Source organism: Tumebacillus permanentifrigoris (assembly GCF_003148565.1).
In the GTDB taxonomy this organism is placed as follows: domain Bacteria; phylum Bacillota; class Bacilli; order Tumebacillales; family Tumebacillaceae; genus Tumebacillus; species Tumebacillus permanentifrigoris.
Map to the genome: position 1 here is coordinate 266,021 of NZ_QGGL01000001.1, position 15,682 is coordinate 281,702.

General features: G+C 56.4%; 12 protein-coding genes. 1 reads left to right on the forward strand and 11 read right to left on the reverse strand.

The features are described from left to right. Positions 1-198: 198 nt before the first annotated feature. Positions 199-1,914, forward strand: a complete 1,716-nt coding sequence (locus tag C7459_RS01215; protein WP_109685436.1) for a methyl-accepting chemotaxis protein — start codon at positions 199-201, stop codon at positions 1,912-1,914. Between the two features lie 74 nt (positions 1,915-1,988). On the opposite strand, the gene C7459_RS01220 is transcribed toward C7459_RS01215, so the two are convergent. The 11 genes from C7459_RS01220 to C7459_RS01270 form a co-directional block, all read right to left on the reverse strand. Beyond that, on the reverse strand, positions 1,989-3,416 hold the full coding sequence (locus C7459_RS01220; protein WP_109685439.1) for a GerAB/ArcD/ProY family transporter: 1,428 nt from the start codon (positions 3,414-3,416) through the stop codon (positions 1,989-1,991). Between the two features lie 16 nt (positions 3,417-3,432). After that, the gene (locus tag C7459_RS01225) at positions 3,433-3,663 is read right to left on the reverse strand and encodes a hypothetical protein (RefSeq protein ID WP_109685441.1); all 231 of its coding nucleotides are present in this window, start codon (positions 3,661-3,663) and stop codon (positions 3,433-3,435) included. Continuing rightward, positions 3,660-4,850: a Ger(x)C family spore germination protein gene (locus C7459_RS01230; protein ID WP_109685443.1), complete on the reverse strand. Its 1,191-nt coding sequence runs from the start codon at positions 4,848-4,850 to the stop codon at positions 3,660-3,662. Before C7459_RS01230 ends, C7459_RS01225 begins: the two co-directional genes overlap by 4 nt. After that, positions 4,847-6,457 (reverse strand): spore germination protein, encoded by a 1,611-nt coding sequence (locus C7459_RS01235; RefSeq protein ID WP_109685896.1) that lies wholly within the window; start codon positions 6,455-6,457, stop codon positions 4,847-4,849. The genes C7459_RS01230 and C7459_RS01235 overlap by 4 nt, the downstream gene beginning before the upstream one ends. A 152-nt stretch (positions 6,458-6,609) precedes the next feature. Next, positions 6,610-6,993: a DUF423 domain-containing protein gene (locus C7459_RS01240; RefSeq protein WP_109685445.1), complete on the reverse strand. Its 384-nt coding sequence runs from the start codon at positions 6,991-6,993 to the stop codon at positions 6,610-6,612. Positions 6,994-7,094: 101 nt separating this feature from the next. After that, positions 7,095-7,451 carry a toprim domain-containing protein gene (locus C7459_RS01245; protein WP_109685447.1) on the reverse strand — a complete coding sequence of 119 codons (357 nt, stop codon included), beginning with the start codon at positions 7,449-7,451 and terminating at the stop codon, positions 7,095-7,097. A gap of 5 nt (positions 7,452-7,456) precedes the next feature. After that, positions 7,457-8,299: a sulfurtransferase gene (locus C7459_RS01250; protein WP_109685450.1), complete on the reverse strand. Its 843-nt coding sequence runs from the start codon at positions 8,297-8,299 to the stop codon at positions 7,457-7,459. A gap of 113 nt (positions 8,300-8,412) precedes the next feature. Next, positions 8,413-9,204: a ComEA family DNA-binding protein gene (locus C7459_RS01255; protein WP_170119196.1), complete on the reverse strand. Its 792-nt coding sequence runs from the start codon at positions 9,202-9,204 to the stop codon at positions 8,413-8,415. A gap of 144 nt (positions 9,205-9,348) precedes the next feature. Continuing rightward, positions 9,349-11,085, reverse strand: coding sequence for an ABC transporter ATP-binding protein (locus C7459_RS01260; protein WP_109685454.1), 1,737 nt, complete (start codon positions 11,083-11,085; stop codon positions 9,349-9,351). After that, positions 11,042-12,838, reverse strand: coding sequence for an ABC transporter transmembrane domain-containing protein (locus tag C7459_RS01265; protein ID WP_109685456.1), 1,797 nt, complete (start codon positions 12,836-12,838; stop codon positions 11,042-11,044). The genes C7459_RS01260 and C7459_RS01265 overlap by 44 nt, the downstream gene beginning before the upstream one ends. Positions 12,839-13,179: 341 nt before the next feature. After that, positions 13,180-15,585, reverse strand: a complete 2,406-nt coding sequence (locus C7459_RS01270; protein ID WP_109685458.1) for a bifunctional diguanylate cyclase/phosphodiesterase — start codon at positions 15,583-15,585, stop codon at positions 13,180-13,182. Positions 15,586-15,682 lie beyond the last annotated feature (97 nt).

The window sequence follows — 15,682 nt, forward strand, 5'->3', positions numbered from 1 at the left end:
ACACTCCTTACTCAGATTATTGACTACTTTCATTATACCGTAGGATGTGCAGAACATTGGCACGAATTTTGATTTCCACTATTTTCAACAAATTGTCGCTATTTACGACAAATCCCGTTACTTTATTATTCACTTCTTATACCCCATACTATATAGTTAGAGTATCTAGGATAGAAGACAGGGGAGGTTCGTCGCATCATGTTTTTGAAAAATATGAAGGTCGCCATCAAACTATGGGTCTTGTTAGGCATGGCGTTGCTTTTCCTGCTCGTCGTCGGGGCTGTAGGCACTCTTAATTCGAATCAGATGGCTGACAATTCCCAATCGATGTACACCGATCGACTCAGGCCCGTTGAATGGTTGGGCCAGATCCGCATCAACAATCGAATCATCGACAGCGACTTGCTGGAATTGATCCTGAGCACCAATCCCGCAGAGAAAAAGCAGCTCGATGAGCATATTAACAAGTTGAAGGAAGAGAACAACAACCTGATCGCACAGTATGAGGCCACCAAGCTGGACCCCAAGGAACAGGAATTGCTCAAAAGCTACAAGGTTCAGCTTGAAAACTACCGCGCGGCCCGTCAGGCGAATATCCAACTCAGTCTGGCCAACAAAAGCACAGAAGCTTACAAAGACTTCTTGACGCAGGTCAGACCGCTTCGGGAACAGTTGACGACTACGTTGAAAAGCCTCGGTGAATACAATGCGCAAATCGCCGAGAAACTAAACACAGACAGCACGGCCAACGCGAAGGATACGTCGATGATCAACCTGATCATGATCGTGGCAGCACTCGTACTGCTGACCGTGGTCGGCATGTACATCACCCGCCTCATCACCCGCCCGATTCGTGAGATCCAAGACCTGATGTCCAAAGCCCGCGAAGGCGACCTGACCGTGCAAGGCACGTATCGGTCGAAGGATGAGGTCGGGCAATTGACGACCGACTTCAACCAGATGATGCAAGGGTTCCAAAACATCATGCTCCACCTGAACAATACTGCAACGAGCCTCTCCGCCTCCGCCGAGGAATTGACGGCCAATGCGTCCCAGAGCGCGTTTGCTACCGAGGAGATCACGGTCGCGATCCAGGATGTGTCCCAAGGGGCCGAGGTGCAATTGCGCGGGGCCGAGGAAACGAACTCCACGATGCGGGAGATGTCCGTCGGGATTCACAAAGTCGCCGAATCTGCGTCTGACGCTTCACAGTCTTCCTACGAAGCCAGCCAGGAATCGGAACACGGGCGCGCCGCCGTACAAAAAGCGATCGAGCAGATGGATTCGATCATCGAGACGGTCGGTACATCAGCGCGGTTGGTACAGGAGTTGGGCGAGAGTTCGCGTGAAGTGGGACATGTTGTCGCGGCCATCTCGGAGATCTCCAACCAAGTCAACCTGCTGGCGCTCAACGCCGCGATTGAGGCGGCACGCGCCGGTGAGCATGGCAAAGGCTTCTCGGTCGTCGCCGACGAAGTTCGCAAACTCGCCGAGCAATCCCGCGAGGCGGCGTCCTCGATCCATCTCATCATCCAGAACATGCAGACCAACACGGAGCATGCGGTCTTGGCGATGAACGCGGGCACGATTGAGGTCGAGAAAGGCATGGAAGCGGTACAGCAAGCAGGTGCATCGTTTGCACGCATCCTGCACATGTCACATGAAGTCGCGGCGCAAATCGAGGAAGTCTCTGCATCGGCACAACAGATGTCGGCCAGCACCGAGGAGATCAGCTCCTCCGTCGAGAGCATGGCAGACATCGCCACCCAATCGGTACACAACGCCCAACAAGTCGCAGCCGCTTCCGAAGAACAGTTGGCCTCCATCGAGGAAGTCTCCAGCTCGACTGCACAATTGTCCCAGATGGCGAATGACTTGCAGGAGATCATTGGACGATTTAAAGTGCAATCCTGATCTCCTCAACAAACGACTTGAGTCCGATGCTTCAGGACTCAGGTCGTTTTTGCTGTTTCAAGGCGGCCTGCCTTTTACGCCAGCTTCTGCTCGTGCTTTTTGTGCTGTTCCGGCTTGAGCGAGGCTTCACGGACACTGCGAAACTCCATGTAGGTGGTGAAGATCGTAGAGGGTAGCAAAACCGCGTAAACGAGGCCACAGATGCCCCCGATTCGTGCCGAGTCCATCCCGAGCATCCCACCGATTGCGATGGTGGTAGCACAGAGCGCCATCACGAGCAGCGTAAGCCTCGACCACGTCCTCGCTTTAATTTTTGTGATCCAAAGTCCTTGCTTGTTGGAATCCGCCTGTTGGTGCTGTTCTCGTTCACGGGTCGCACGATCCGCTTCCAGTTCAACGTCTGCTGTCTTGCGCCGGAGCAGGAGCACCAAAAGCAACAACAGGAACGGAAGTTGCAGCACCGCCGTGGTGAACAGCGATCCGTAATTTCCAAAGTCGAACACTTCCACAACGCTGTGAAACGCCATCAAGGTCGTGACTTGCAAAAACCACGCAAACTGCTGGTTGTAGAGTTTCTGTCCGTCACGCTTGGTGTAGGCGTTCAGACCGATCAACACCGAAGTGAAGATGAAGCAACACTTCAGGATGAACGAGGGCAACCAGATGCTGAACAGCACCAATTCCAGACGATCGAGATAGTCGGTGATGTGGATCTGCTCGACCAACGTATAGTTCGGGTACATCGTCCGTGCCGCCACGCTGGAGCCCAGTACCGTGATGCACAGGAACAACAACATCGTCAGTCCCACCGCAGAGATCGCGACACCAAACTTGATCGCCGAATGAATTTGCCTGCTGGTCGAGACGGTATGCAGAAACGCTCCGGCGATCAAGCAGTCTGCATACCACCCGACCGGCAACGCGTTCGCTTCCCCCACCGTCGCCAGCCCCGATCCGAGGATCGGCTCCAGTCGCTCGAATGCGAATTCATTGGTCAACAAAAAGGGAAACGAGAACATCACAAACAGAAACAGCGGGAACATCAAGTCATTGACCCGCACCGGCACCTCCACGCTGCTCTTGCAGTAATACGCCAACACCAAGGTGAACAACAACATGACAAACTCCTCTGGCGTGCGCAACAACAGCGTGGAGTTCATAAAATCAGTAAACCCACGCGTATCCCGGACGAGCAGCAACCAGATGTACAAGAGGAATACCGCGTTGATCACACCTCCAAAAAAACGACCGCAGAGCTCGAAGACGATCTCATAAAGGTTTTTGCCTGGGAATTTCCGTGCGCATTGATAGAAGAAATACGCGATAAAAAACGCATAGGCCATCCCCGCCAGCTGTGAGAACCACGCATCGAGCTTGCCCACCTCGATCAACGCCTTGGGCACGGACAGGAGACCACCGGAAATCAGCACGGTGCTGACCATCCATGCGAGTTGCCGTTGGTTCAAGAGTTGAATCTGGTCTTGCTTGTCCCTCCGTTTCACCGGCTCTGCCACCTCCTCAGATCTTCGTAAATTGGTGGAACCACGGCGCAAACCGATGGGCGATGATCTCCGTCGGCATCGGGATGTGCAGGTTGATGTAGCTGCTGAAAAAGCAGAACAGCGTGAGCGTTGCGAGCGACCAGTAGATCGCTATTTCACTGCGCTTGGCTTGCTTCAAGTCCTTGCGGTCACGCCAACACGACACGAGCATGCCGAGGAGAAATACCACCAGATAGGAAAAGGTCAATGCGTCTCCTCCTCTTCCTTCTTGGCCAGATTCTCCGAGACCAAGCCGACTCGCGAAACCTCAGAATTGATCGAGATGCTGAACGTCGCTTTTTCCAATTCTGCGTACCAGTTCTTGCTGTACTTTTCCTTCCACAAGCGCGGATACCTCCGGGCGATGACCAACCCGAGCGCACCCGAATCGGACTGGCGTTCCTTCATGGTTTGAATCGCCGCGAGAATCCCATCGCGAATGTTGTTGTCGATCTCCCCCTCTAGTTGTTGCACATTCTCCGTTCGGCCAAAGTCGTGCTCGCCGAACACTTCGAGGATCGTGCACAGCGCTTGGACCTCGATGTCGAAGTGCAGATGATCTTGTTCAAAACTGGGCTTGATCTTGGACTTGCCCTTGTAGAGGTTGATTGATAGTTTTCCAAACGGCTTGGTATCGAGGGTTGTCACATAGGGCTGGAATTTTTGCCGCACCCAATGCACGCCTTTGGCAGCATCCTTGGTGATCACACCGACCAGTTTGTCATCGTGGAATTGTGCGTACCCTTTGAATTCAATTTCCTTGTTGTGCTCATTGCCTTTGACGGTTTCGACCGGAGCCATGAACGGGAGGAGCGGGTCCGTTCCTTTTTGACTCAACTCTTGCGCGACATCCTTCAAATTGACTTGGATCAAGACATCCGATTGCAAGATTTCACGCATCGTTTCCGCCGAGAAGCGCTCGAAGTTCGGCTGTGCTGTGAGCAGGTCATACCCCTTGCCTTTGGCGATCACGATGTTTGAAGTCAGTCGGTTCTCCGGCACGCGGGCGATGACATCAAACACATCGCGCATCCCTTGCTTGGCCAATTCTTCCCCGATCACCAAGACGCGTCGGTGACCAAAAAACAATTGGCGCGACAACCGCGCCTGTTGCTTGGAGTTGGCTTCTCGCACCGTGCGGCCCACTTCGGTATCAACATAAAAACTTCGCGGTCCGCTCGTCCCTCCACCCCCGCCGTTCGATCCCCCCATCTGACCTGGCAACGCCATCTGGCAGGTGATGCGAATGCGTCCATCCGGCTCCAGATCAAACGCACTGGAGACGACAATGGCAATATCATTGATTTCCGTCCGATCCCAACATCCGCTAGAGGTGATGGTCATGCCTAGCAACACCAGAACCAGTAGCAGCACCTTCAGACCTGCGGTGCTCATGACGTCCCCTCCTCACTCGGATGCTTGATCCCGATGCCTTTCTGTCCAAGCCCGGTGTCCAGATCCTCGATCATAGCTGCTCCCGCCCGGCGCGTGTCTTTGATCGCGAGGAACGAGGGTCGCTTGGCCATCTCTGTCCAAGGCGCGCGGATCAACACATCCTTCAAGTCGGAACTGGAGAGCGGGCCCGTCGGCGATAAGTACGGAATGCCAAACGATCGCAAGTTGGCCATATGCCCAAGGATCAACATCACGCCAACCATGATCCCATACATGCCAAACATCGCCGAGAGGATCATCAACGGGAAGCGCAACATCCGAAAGGCGATGGCGGCGTTGTAGCGCGGGATCGTGAACGAGGCGATCCCGGTGAGCGAGACGATGATCACCATCGGTGCCGACACGATCCCGGCCTGCACCGCCGCTTGCCCAACCACGAGCGCACCGAGGATCGAGACCGCCTGTCCAACCGTCTTGGGCAACCGAACCCCTGCCTCGCGCAGCGCTTCGAAGGCCACCTCCATGATGAACGCTTCCACGACCGCTGGGAATGGAATCGTCTCGCGAGCAGCGGCTACCGAGAGGAGCAGGGTCGTGGGAAACATGGTCTGGTGAAACGTCGATATCGCAATGTACAGGGCGGGCAACAACAAGGCGATGAACAGTAACATATAGCGCAACCAGCGGATCAGCGTCGCCATCTGGAAGCGTTCGTAGTAGTCCTCATTGGCCTGTAAAAGTTGCCAGAACGTCGTCGGCACGATCAGGACAAATGGCGTACCGTCCACAAAGATCGCGACGCGCCCCTCGAGCAGTGCCGCCGCGATGGTGTCCGGGCGCTCGGAATACTGCACTTGTGGGAAGGGGGAGTAGGTGCTGTCTTGGATCAATTCCTCGATATAGCCCGACTCCAGCACGCCGTCGATCTGGATCTTCTTGATCCGCCCGATCACTTCGTCCACAGTCGCAGGGTCGACGACCCCCTCTAGGTACGCGATGGCGATGCTGGTGTTGGAATGTTTGCCGACGACGAGCGGTTGCATTTTCAAGCGTGGGGTCTTGAGCTTGCGGCGCAGCATCGAGGTGTTCGTGCGCAAGTTTTCAATAAAGCCTTCCCGCGGTCCGCGCACGACCGCCTCAGATTCTGGCTCGTTGATCGAGCGCATCTTGGCCCCGCGCAAACTCAACAGGATCGCCTGCCGTTCCCCCTCGATCAGGATGCCGGTATCCCCGGACAGCACCGCCAACACGAGCTCTCGGTAGTTCTCAACCATTGCAGTTTGCGCCGCTGGCACGGAACGCTCCGCCAGTTGCGAGGCATCAACCATCCCCCCTTCGTCGATCATCAGCGCCTGCAACGCGCGATCGACCTCCGCCGAGTTGATCAGGCCGTCGATAAAAATGGCCCGTGCCGGACGGGACGTTTCAATTTGAAACGGACGTATCACGAAATCCGAGCAGTCCGCAAACAACTCGTTGAGGAACGTAAGGTTTTGCTGCAGGGACGAGGCGATTGATACTTCCCCAAGCTGCTCCACATAGGGACGGTTGAGATTCTCCAACGACTCCGACATGTCATCGCTCACAGGCGTCCGTTCGTGGCGCATCTCCTCCGGTGGATTTTTTGCTTGCGATGATTTGCGCCCCTTGCGGAATCGTCGATACATGGGAACACCTCCTATGACTGGTAAGAGGTAGTATGTGTTGGCACGCAATAAAAAACCCCTTTCCGGTGAGTGGAAAGGGGTTTTCAGTTTCCTTAGCGAGCGCTGCGAGCAGCCGCGAGAGCAACCAAGGCCCATGCGACGAGGAAGCAAACGCCACCCAGCGGTGTGACCGCCCCAAGAATGGTGATGTTGGTGACCGCCAAGACATACAAGGAACCAGAGAACAGCAAGATCCCGGCAAAAAACAGCCAGCCTGCCACGTTCAACAGCTTGGTCTGCTTGGCAAACTTGTCGGCAAGCAGCGCGATCAACAAGATCGCAAAGCCGTGGATCATGTGGTAGTGGACGCCGGTTTCGAACGTGGATTGCAAATTGTTCTCCAGCAACACCGGCTTGAGCGCATGGGCACCGAACGCGCCGATCGCAACAGAAAGCAGCATCAAGATACTGCCGAGGATTGTAAATTTCCGAGTCATGACAACCAGTCCTCACTTTTGTAGAGTCTATCGCACCTATCATAGCAGATTCTCACAGAAAAAAAGCAACCTTGCGCAGGTTGCTTATGACAGTTGTGTAGCTAGGGAAGCTTCGGCAACAGCTCCGCACGCACCTCGAAGTGTACACGATGCAGGATCTCTGCGAGGTGCTCCAGCGGGGTCGTCGCGACTTCGCGGTAGAGGCGGCGGGTGTAGAGATGCCGGGCGTTTGGGAGTTCGCGCTTGAGGATACTGCGCAGTTTGTTGCCGGGATCATCGGCGTCGACGAGAACATAGACGTCCTCCTCGTCGGCGAGCGGCCAGATCAACGCCTCCAGTTTGTCGTCGCTCATCGTCCCATAGGTGAGGATGAACTCGACAGGTTCGGTGAGGACTTGGAGCAAGCGCTGACGGTCGGTCTTGCCTTCGACGATCAAGATCTTCGGCGGGTGTGACATCGGCGTCACTCGCCCTGTTTCGTGCCGATCGGGTTCTCCGGGTAGGAGCACCAGTCGCTCCAACTGCCGGCGTAGAGTTTGACGTTCTGGAAGCCGGCCTCGCGCAGCGCGAGGATGTTCGGCGTCGCCGTCACACCCGAACCGCAGTAGACGATGATCTCATCGTCTGGGTTGAGGTCTTCGAAGCGAGCGCGTTGTTGTTCCGCCTGTTTCCAAGACCCCTCCTCCGTCAAGCTGTCCTTCCAGAAATGGTTGATCGCGGACGGGATGTGCCCTGCGACCGGATCGATCGGTTCTTCGAGTCCGAGGTACCGGCGTTCCTCGCGCGCGTCAATCAACGTGACGCCCGGCTGGCCGAGGCGTTTTTTCACCTCGTCGATGTGGTAGACGTGGGTGTGCTGGATCGACGGCGTGAAAGTCTTGGGCGTGGCGTGCGGCAGTTCGGAGGTAGTCGGGTGTCCGGCGTGCTTCCAGTGCGTGTAGGAACTCTCAAGGACCACGGTCTTGTCGTGCCCGAGGTACTGGAGCAACCACCAGAGACGAGCGGCCATCGCGCCGCCTTGGTCATCGTAGGCGACGACGGTCGTCTGCGCATCGATGCCGATGCCGCCGAGCTTCGCCGCCAGTTCGTCGAGATTCGGGAGCGGATGGCGTCCGCCGTGGGCCTCGACTTTGGCGGAGAGGTCCTGTTCAAGGTCACAGTAGAACGCGCCTGGGATGTGGTCTTGCAGATACGCTTCGCGACCGGCGTGCGGTTGGCCGAGGACAAAGCGGCAATCGAGAATCTTCACGTTCGGGTTGCTGAGGTTTTCAGCGAGCTCGTGCAAGGACATGAGATGCGAAGACATGGGTTGATCACTCCCCCGTTGGGTTTGTTTTTTCCATTGTCTCACATCCGGTCGTTACGGAAAAGGGAACGGCACGCAAAAAACACCCGGCGCACTGGCGGGTGTTTGAGGAATTACAAGGTGACATACGGGCGAATGCGGTTGGCGACGTGCGGTCGGAGGCCGATGGCGTCCACGAATTGCTCGATCGAGGTGAAGTGGCCTTGGGTCTCCCGAATGCTGACCGCCCGCATCCCCAACATCTGTCCGAGGCCTGGCACCCCGCCGATCTCCCCGGCGCTGGCGGTGTTCAGGTTGATGATCTGGTGGTTGGGAACTTGTGCCTGCAACCCGCGCTGGCCGTTGTCCTCCACATCCTCCAGCACAAATTCATCGACCCGCTGCGTCAACGTGCGCGGCGGCAACACCGGAGCCGGTTCCTCTGCCATCGTGTCAGGCGGCGCGACTGCAGGAGGTAGTTCAGGGGGGAGATCAGGTTCCGTTGCCAAAACCACAGGGATTTCGGCGGCGGGAACGTCCGCTGCGGGAGGTTTCGGTTGCACGCGGGTTGCAGGAGCGGCTTCTTGATCCTGTTGGATCAACTCTTGCAGGGCTTGATACTTGCGCAACTTCTGCTCCAACTCCGCGTTGACGTGTGCGAGGTACTTCGGACGCGCGAGAAAGGCATGGACGATACTCGCCAGACCTAGCACCAGCACCGCGAGCGCATCGAGCAGTCGAGCGCTGTCCTGCAAGACGAGCAACAGCACCACCGGGGTCGCATACACGGCACCTGCCAACCACCATGCCGGACGTTTCGCCTTTGAGCCGATGTAGAGAAACGCCACCCAGTTCAACACAAATGTAAATGTCCATAGAATCCATAGGGAGTGCTTCCAGACAGATCCGTTTTGTTTGTCGGTCATAATCCACCTCATGGCTGATACCAGTCAGATATAATTCATTTTCGCATAGTTATGAATGAATTTGAATGGTTGATTCGAACCATTTCTCTAGACCTATCGCCACGGTGAAAAAAGACCCGTCCCGAGGACAGGTCTTTTCTCTTCTTACGATGCCACGCCGCCCAGTTGGAGCAGGAACATCTTGTGGTAGAGCCCTTGCATGGCCAGCAGTTCTTGGTGGGTGCCGCGCTCAACGATCTCCCCACGGTGCAGCACGAGGATCAGATCGGCGTCTTGGATCGTGGAGAGGCGGTGGGCGATCGCGATGGTGGTGCGGCCCTTGCGCATCTTTTCCAACGCTTCTTGGATCGCTTCCTCCGTCTCCGTATCCACGCTCGCCGTCGCTTCGTCGAGCACCAACACTTTCGGGTTCAACGCGATCGTCCGAGCGAACGACAGCAATTGTCGCTGTCCGCTGGAGAACGTTGCCCCGCGCTCGACCACCGGCTCGTCATAGCCCTTCGGCAGCTTCTGGATGAAGGAGTCCGCTTGCACGAACTGTGCCGCTTCGTAGATCTGCTCCTCGGTGATCTCGTCGTTGGCGAGCCGGATGTTGCCTTTCACATCCCCGACGAACAGGAACGGATCTTGCAGAACGAGCCCGACCTTTTTGCGCAACTCCTCGTCGGTGAACGCGGAGAGCGAAGCCCCGTCGATGGAGATTTCCCCTCGGTAGTTCGGGTAGAAACGCATCAGCAAGTTGATGATCGAACTCTTGCCACTCCCCGTGTGCCCGACCAAGGCGACCGTCTGGCCCGGCTTGGCGGTGAAGGAGATGTTTTTCAAGACGTCGGTCTCCCCGTCATAGGAGAAGGAGACGTTGTTGAACTCAATCCATCCATCGCGAACTTCCGGGCTCGACTCGCCCTGCTGCGTCGGTGCCATCCGCTCGTCATCGAGCAATTCAAACACGCGCTCCGCAGAGACCAAGGCTTGCTGCATCTGCGACAGACGCAACATCATCTGGATCACAGGCTGGAAGAAACGCTCGATGTAGTTGATAAATGCGTACAGCACCCCGACTTCCACGACGCTGTGCTGCGAGAGGTTGCCGAAAAAGTACAGCACCAGCACGATCGCCAGCAAGTACATCATGTCCATGATCGGACGCAGGAGCAACCCGTTCAAGCGGATGTTGCGAACATTCGCCATGTAGTGCTCTTGGTTGGTTTCTGAGAAGTCCTTGCGCAGTCGTTGCTCTTGGCGGAACGCTTGGATGATGTTCATGCCCGAGATCGATTCGTTGAGCTTGGCGTTGAGCTGTGAGAGCTTTTGGCGCGAGATGTGGTAGATCTTGGTGGAGAAGTGGCGGTACAGCCACATGATCCCCAGCACGACCGGCATGAACAGCAGGCAGTACGACGCCAGCTTCACATCGAGGTAGAACATCATCGCGAACACGCCGACGAGAAATACTGTGTTTTGCAGGAAAGTCGAGAGCACGCTCACGAACAATTCCTTCACCGCTTCGGTGTCGTTGGTGATCCGCGAGACCAGCGAACCCGCAGGGGTCCGGTCAAAAAATTCGAGGCCCAAGTGCTGGACTTTGCCGAACACGTCGATGCGCAGTTGTTGCACGATCCATTGGGCGATCTTGTTGAACATCACCAACTGGAAATAATTGAACCCAGCGGCGGCGATGTGCAGGAGGATGAACCCGACGGCGAGGTAGGTCAGATCGGTCGAGTCAAAGTTCCCCGGTGTCAGGTAATCGTCGATGAAGATCTGCACCAGTTTCGGGGTCCAGACTTCGGCCATCGTCCCGCACAACAGCAGGAGGAAGGCGATCAATAGGCTTTTACGATGTGGCTTGAGATACGCGGCGAGTCTGCGAATCACCATCCGCGACACCTCCTTCGGCTACGAGAGATTCAAGTTGTTGGCGCTGGTACATCGTCGCGTACCAGCCGTTGTCTTCCATCAAGTGATCATGTCGACCTTGCTCGACGATCGACCCGTCCTCGAGGACGATGATCTGCTCCGCGTGTTCGATCGCGCTGAGGCGATGTGCGGAGATGAGCGTGGTTTTGTTTTGTCGGTTGGCTTGCAAGGCATCGAGGATCGCCTGTTCCGTTTTGGCATCGACCGCCGACAGCGAGTCGTCGAGGATCAGCACTTCCGGATTCAAGAGCAAGGCACGCGCGATCGAGATGCGCTGCTTTTGCCCACCGGACAGGGTGACCCCACGCTCCCCGACCAGCGTCTGGTAGCCTTCGGAGAAGTGCAGGATGTCGTCGTGGATGCAGGCGAGCTTCGCCGCAGCCTCCACATCCGCCTGCGAGGCGCTCGGGTTGCCAAATGCGATATTCTCAGCGATCGTCGCGGAGAACAGGAAGTGATCCTGTGGCACATACCCGACCGCCGAACGCAAGGAACTGAGCGTGGTGTCGTAGATCGAGGTGCCGCCGATCTTGATGTCACCGTCGGTGATGTCGAACTCGCGGAGCAGGAGTTTCAGCAGGGTCGTCTTGCCTGCACCGGTTTTGCCGACGATGCCGAGCGTCTGCCCGCGTTGGAGCGCGATGTGGAGATCCCGTAACACCGGGGTTTCTTTTTCCGGGTAGGTGAACGATTGAATCTCGTAGCGAAGTTCGCCGCTCGGGATCGCTTCTGTCGCACCCGCTTGGTTGACGACGGTAGCCTTGACGTTCAGCAGCGCATCGACGCGGTCGTAGGAAGCCCGGCCCCGCTCGACGATGTTGAACAGCCAGCCGAACGCCAGCATCGGCCAGATCAGGTGGCCGAGCAAGATCGTGAACTGCGTCAGTTCACCGATCGAGATCTCTCCGTTCACGACATAGCGGGCGCCGATGCCGATCGAGAGCAGGTAGGAGCAACCGACAACGAGCAGAATCGTCGGGTCAAAAAGCGCGTCGACGCGCGCCACGCGGATGTTTTTGTCCACCACGTCATCGGAAAGGCGTTTGAAGTCGTCCTTCTCCGCTTGTTCTTGCCCGAATGCCTTGACCACGCGCACGCCGGAGATGTTCTCCTGAACTTTGTCGTTGATCGTGGAGAACGCTTCCTGGGCGAGATGGAAGCGCTCGTGAAGCATGTTGCCATAGCGCGAGGTCGCCCACGCCATGAACGGCATCGGGAGCAGGGCGAACAGGGTGAGTTTCCATGAGATCGTCGTCGCCATCGTCAGGATGACGATGCCGCCCAGCGAGATCGAGTCCACCAGCGTGAGCACGCCATCCCCCGCCGTCAGTTCGATGGCGGAGATGTCGTTGGTGGCATGGGCCATCAGGTCACCTGTGCGGCGCTGGTGGAAAAATTGCGGCGACATCTTGGTGAAGTGTTCGTACAGTCGGTTGCGCAGCAGTCGCGCCAACCGCGAGGAAGCTCCAAATAAGTAGATGCGCCAGAGGTAGCGTAGACAATAGATGACCAGCGCCACCCCTACGATCGCTCCCGCCCACTTCATGAGGTTGTCGGACGTCAGCGTCCGGTCTTTGATCCCGTCGACGATCACGCCGATCACATACGGCGGGATCATCTCCAACACCGCGACACACAGCAAGGTCGCGATGCCGATCGAGTACGCCCGCTTTTCGTGCTTGAAATACCAAAGCAAGTCGAGAAAAATCTTCATGAGTTCCTCCTTCTCCAGTTCCGATCCCAAAATATGGATGGTACAAAAACACAGAAAAGCCGCAAAAATCCCGAAAGATTCCTACGGCTTTGAGAGTCGCCCGATGTGGGCAAACAAAAAACCATAGGCTCGCGTGTAACAGCGGCCTATGGTTGAACTGGTGCATGCTATTTGCACCATCCGATCCCCTCGCGGAGAAAGTTACCGTGCAGCCACCGATCCATACGGCTGTTCTACGCCCCTATTGAGTTGAACAACAAGTTCAGGATTCAAGGCCCGAGCCCCTACTTTTTCGTTCACCATGACGTAGACCTCCTTTTTAATAAGTGGATTGGTAGAATTTAGATGCTCTCAGTATATGATGTCGTGCCTGCTTTTGTCAATAAAATTTCGAACTCTTCACGCGGAACCGGTTTGCTGAACAGGAAGCCTTGTGCCAAACTGCACCCTTCATCGCGCAAAAACTGCATCTGGGATTTCTCCTCCACACCTTCCGCGACCACTTCAAGGTCGAGGTTGTGGGCGAGGGCGATGACGGCCTTGGCAATCACACCATCGGTGCGGTCGCCGTTGCCCTCGATGCGCCGGACGAAGGATTGGTCAATTTTTAAGCAAGTGATTGGGAAGCGGTGCAGGTAGGACAGCGACGAGTAGCCCGTGCCAAAATCATCGATGGCAATCGAGATGCCCATGTCCCGCAAGCGGCGCAGGGTCATGTTCACCGTCTCGGTGTTTTGCATCAGGATGCTCTCCGTCAATTCCAGTTCCAAGTAGCGCGGTTCCAATCCCGTCTCTTGCAAGATGCTCTGCACCGTCTCGACCAGATTGGCCTGTTCCACTTGGTGTGCAGATAGGTTGACGGCAATGCGCATCGGCGGTAGACCCGCGTCCTGCCATCGCTTGGTCTGGTCACAGGCGGTGCGCAACACCCACTCCCCGATCGGTTGAATCAACCCGCTATCCTCAGCGACCGGGATGAACTTGGCAGGGGACACCAGCCCCCAGATGCTGTGGTTCCAGCGGACCAGCGCCTCCATCCCGACCAAGTCGCCGGTCATCAGGTCGATTTTGGGCTGGTAATAGACGAGAAACTCGCGCCGCTCCAGCGCTTTGCGCAGGTGGTTCTCCATCAGCAGACGCTCGGCGGCGTGCTGATTCATCGCCGTCGTGTGCAGCTGCCACGTGTTGCGTCCTTGTTGCTTGGCGCGGTGCATGGCGATGTCCGCGTTTTTGATCAGCTCAGTGATCTCATCTCCATCGTCCGGGTAGAACGAGATGCCAATCGACGCGGTCAGGAACAGTTCATGACTGTCGAGGTAGAACGGGATGTTCAGCAATTGCAGGATCTCTTGCACGACGTTCAGCACATCCTGCACATGCATCACATCCGGGATCATCAGCAGGAATTCATCCCCACCGATGCGCGACACGGTGTCGCTCTCACTGACACATCCAGAGATGCGCTCCGCCACCTCCCGCAACAACCGATCGCCGATGCTGTGGCCTAGCGAATCGTTGATGCCCTTGAAGCGGTCGAGGTTCAGGAACAGCACCGCAACCTGTGTCCGCGTGCGCTGCGCATGTGCGAGCATCTGCCCGAGGCGGTCGGCCGCCAACATCCGGTTCGGCAGTCCCGTCAGCGGGTCGTGGTAGGCTTGGTACTGAATCTGCTCTCTGGCATCGCGTATGGTGTGCAACATATCGTTGAAGCGCTTCGTCAACAGCCCAATCTCCCGGCTCGAAGAGACCGTCTCGATATCCATCTCGTAATTGCCTCTCGCCACTTGGTCGACCGCGTTGTACAGTTGGCGGATCGGCTTGATGATCTGCCGGGCGTAGATCGCGGTGACCACCGACAGCGGGATGAAGATCAAGATGCACAGAATCCAGAGGTTGTGGCGGAAGGCATTAAATCCCTCATAGACCGACTCGTCTGGCACCTGTGCCACCACCCCCCACCCGATCTCCGGGACGTAGGCGTAGGAGGCATCCATCAGCACGCCACGCGTGTTGACGACTTGTCGGTAGCCCGAGGTTTTGTTGTTGGTGACCGATTGCACCACTTCGTTCTGGGAGATGTTCTCGCCGATACGGGTCTTGTCCGGGTGTGAGATCAGCCGTCCGTTCCGGTCAAAAATATAGACATAGCCCTCGCCGCCCAGTTCGATTTTCTGGAACAAGGTACTGAGGAATTTGTTCTCGCTGATCCGCAGGGTCAGGTTGACGCTGCGCTCCACGACACCCAGCTCATCGAGAATCGGCACGGAGACGACCACGACAGGTCGTCCTGCCGCGCCCCAGAGCACATCGCTGATGTAGGGGGTCTTCTGCACCAAGGAATGCCGGATGTACTCGCGGTAGCCGAGATCCACGTCTTGCAAGTCCGCCAGATCGTTGGGGATGACTTGACGAACTACTCCGTTCGGATCGGTGATCACCGCACTGTCGATGATTGCAGATGTCTCCACGATGTCTTGGAGGCCCTTTCGCAAGACGCTGCCATCGGTGCTATGGAAATTCGAGTCTTGCTGAACCGCTTTGATCACCACGTGAATATAGTCCGCCACATTCTCAACTTGCTCTGTGATGCGGTTGACGCTGGCATCGGTAATCGTCTGCGCCTTCTCACGGGAAATTTCCGGCAACGTCACAGCAGAGGTGACAAACATGGAAGCCAGCAGGATGCAGATGAGCGCCAAGTTGATCAGATAGATTCGCCAAAAAATACTAGACTTCCATACTCTCATCTCGGCAACTCCTCCTCTCCCGTTTGACAGGAAATAACACAGTTCGGTGCAACTCTTGGTGTATCCAATATATCATGTATGGCATTTCATTTACACC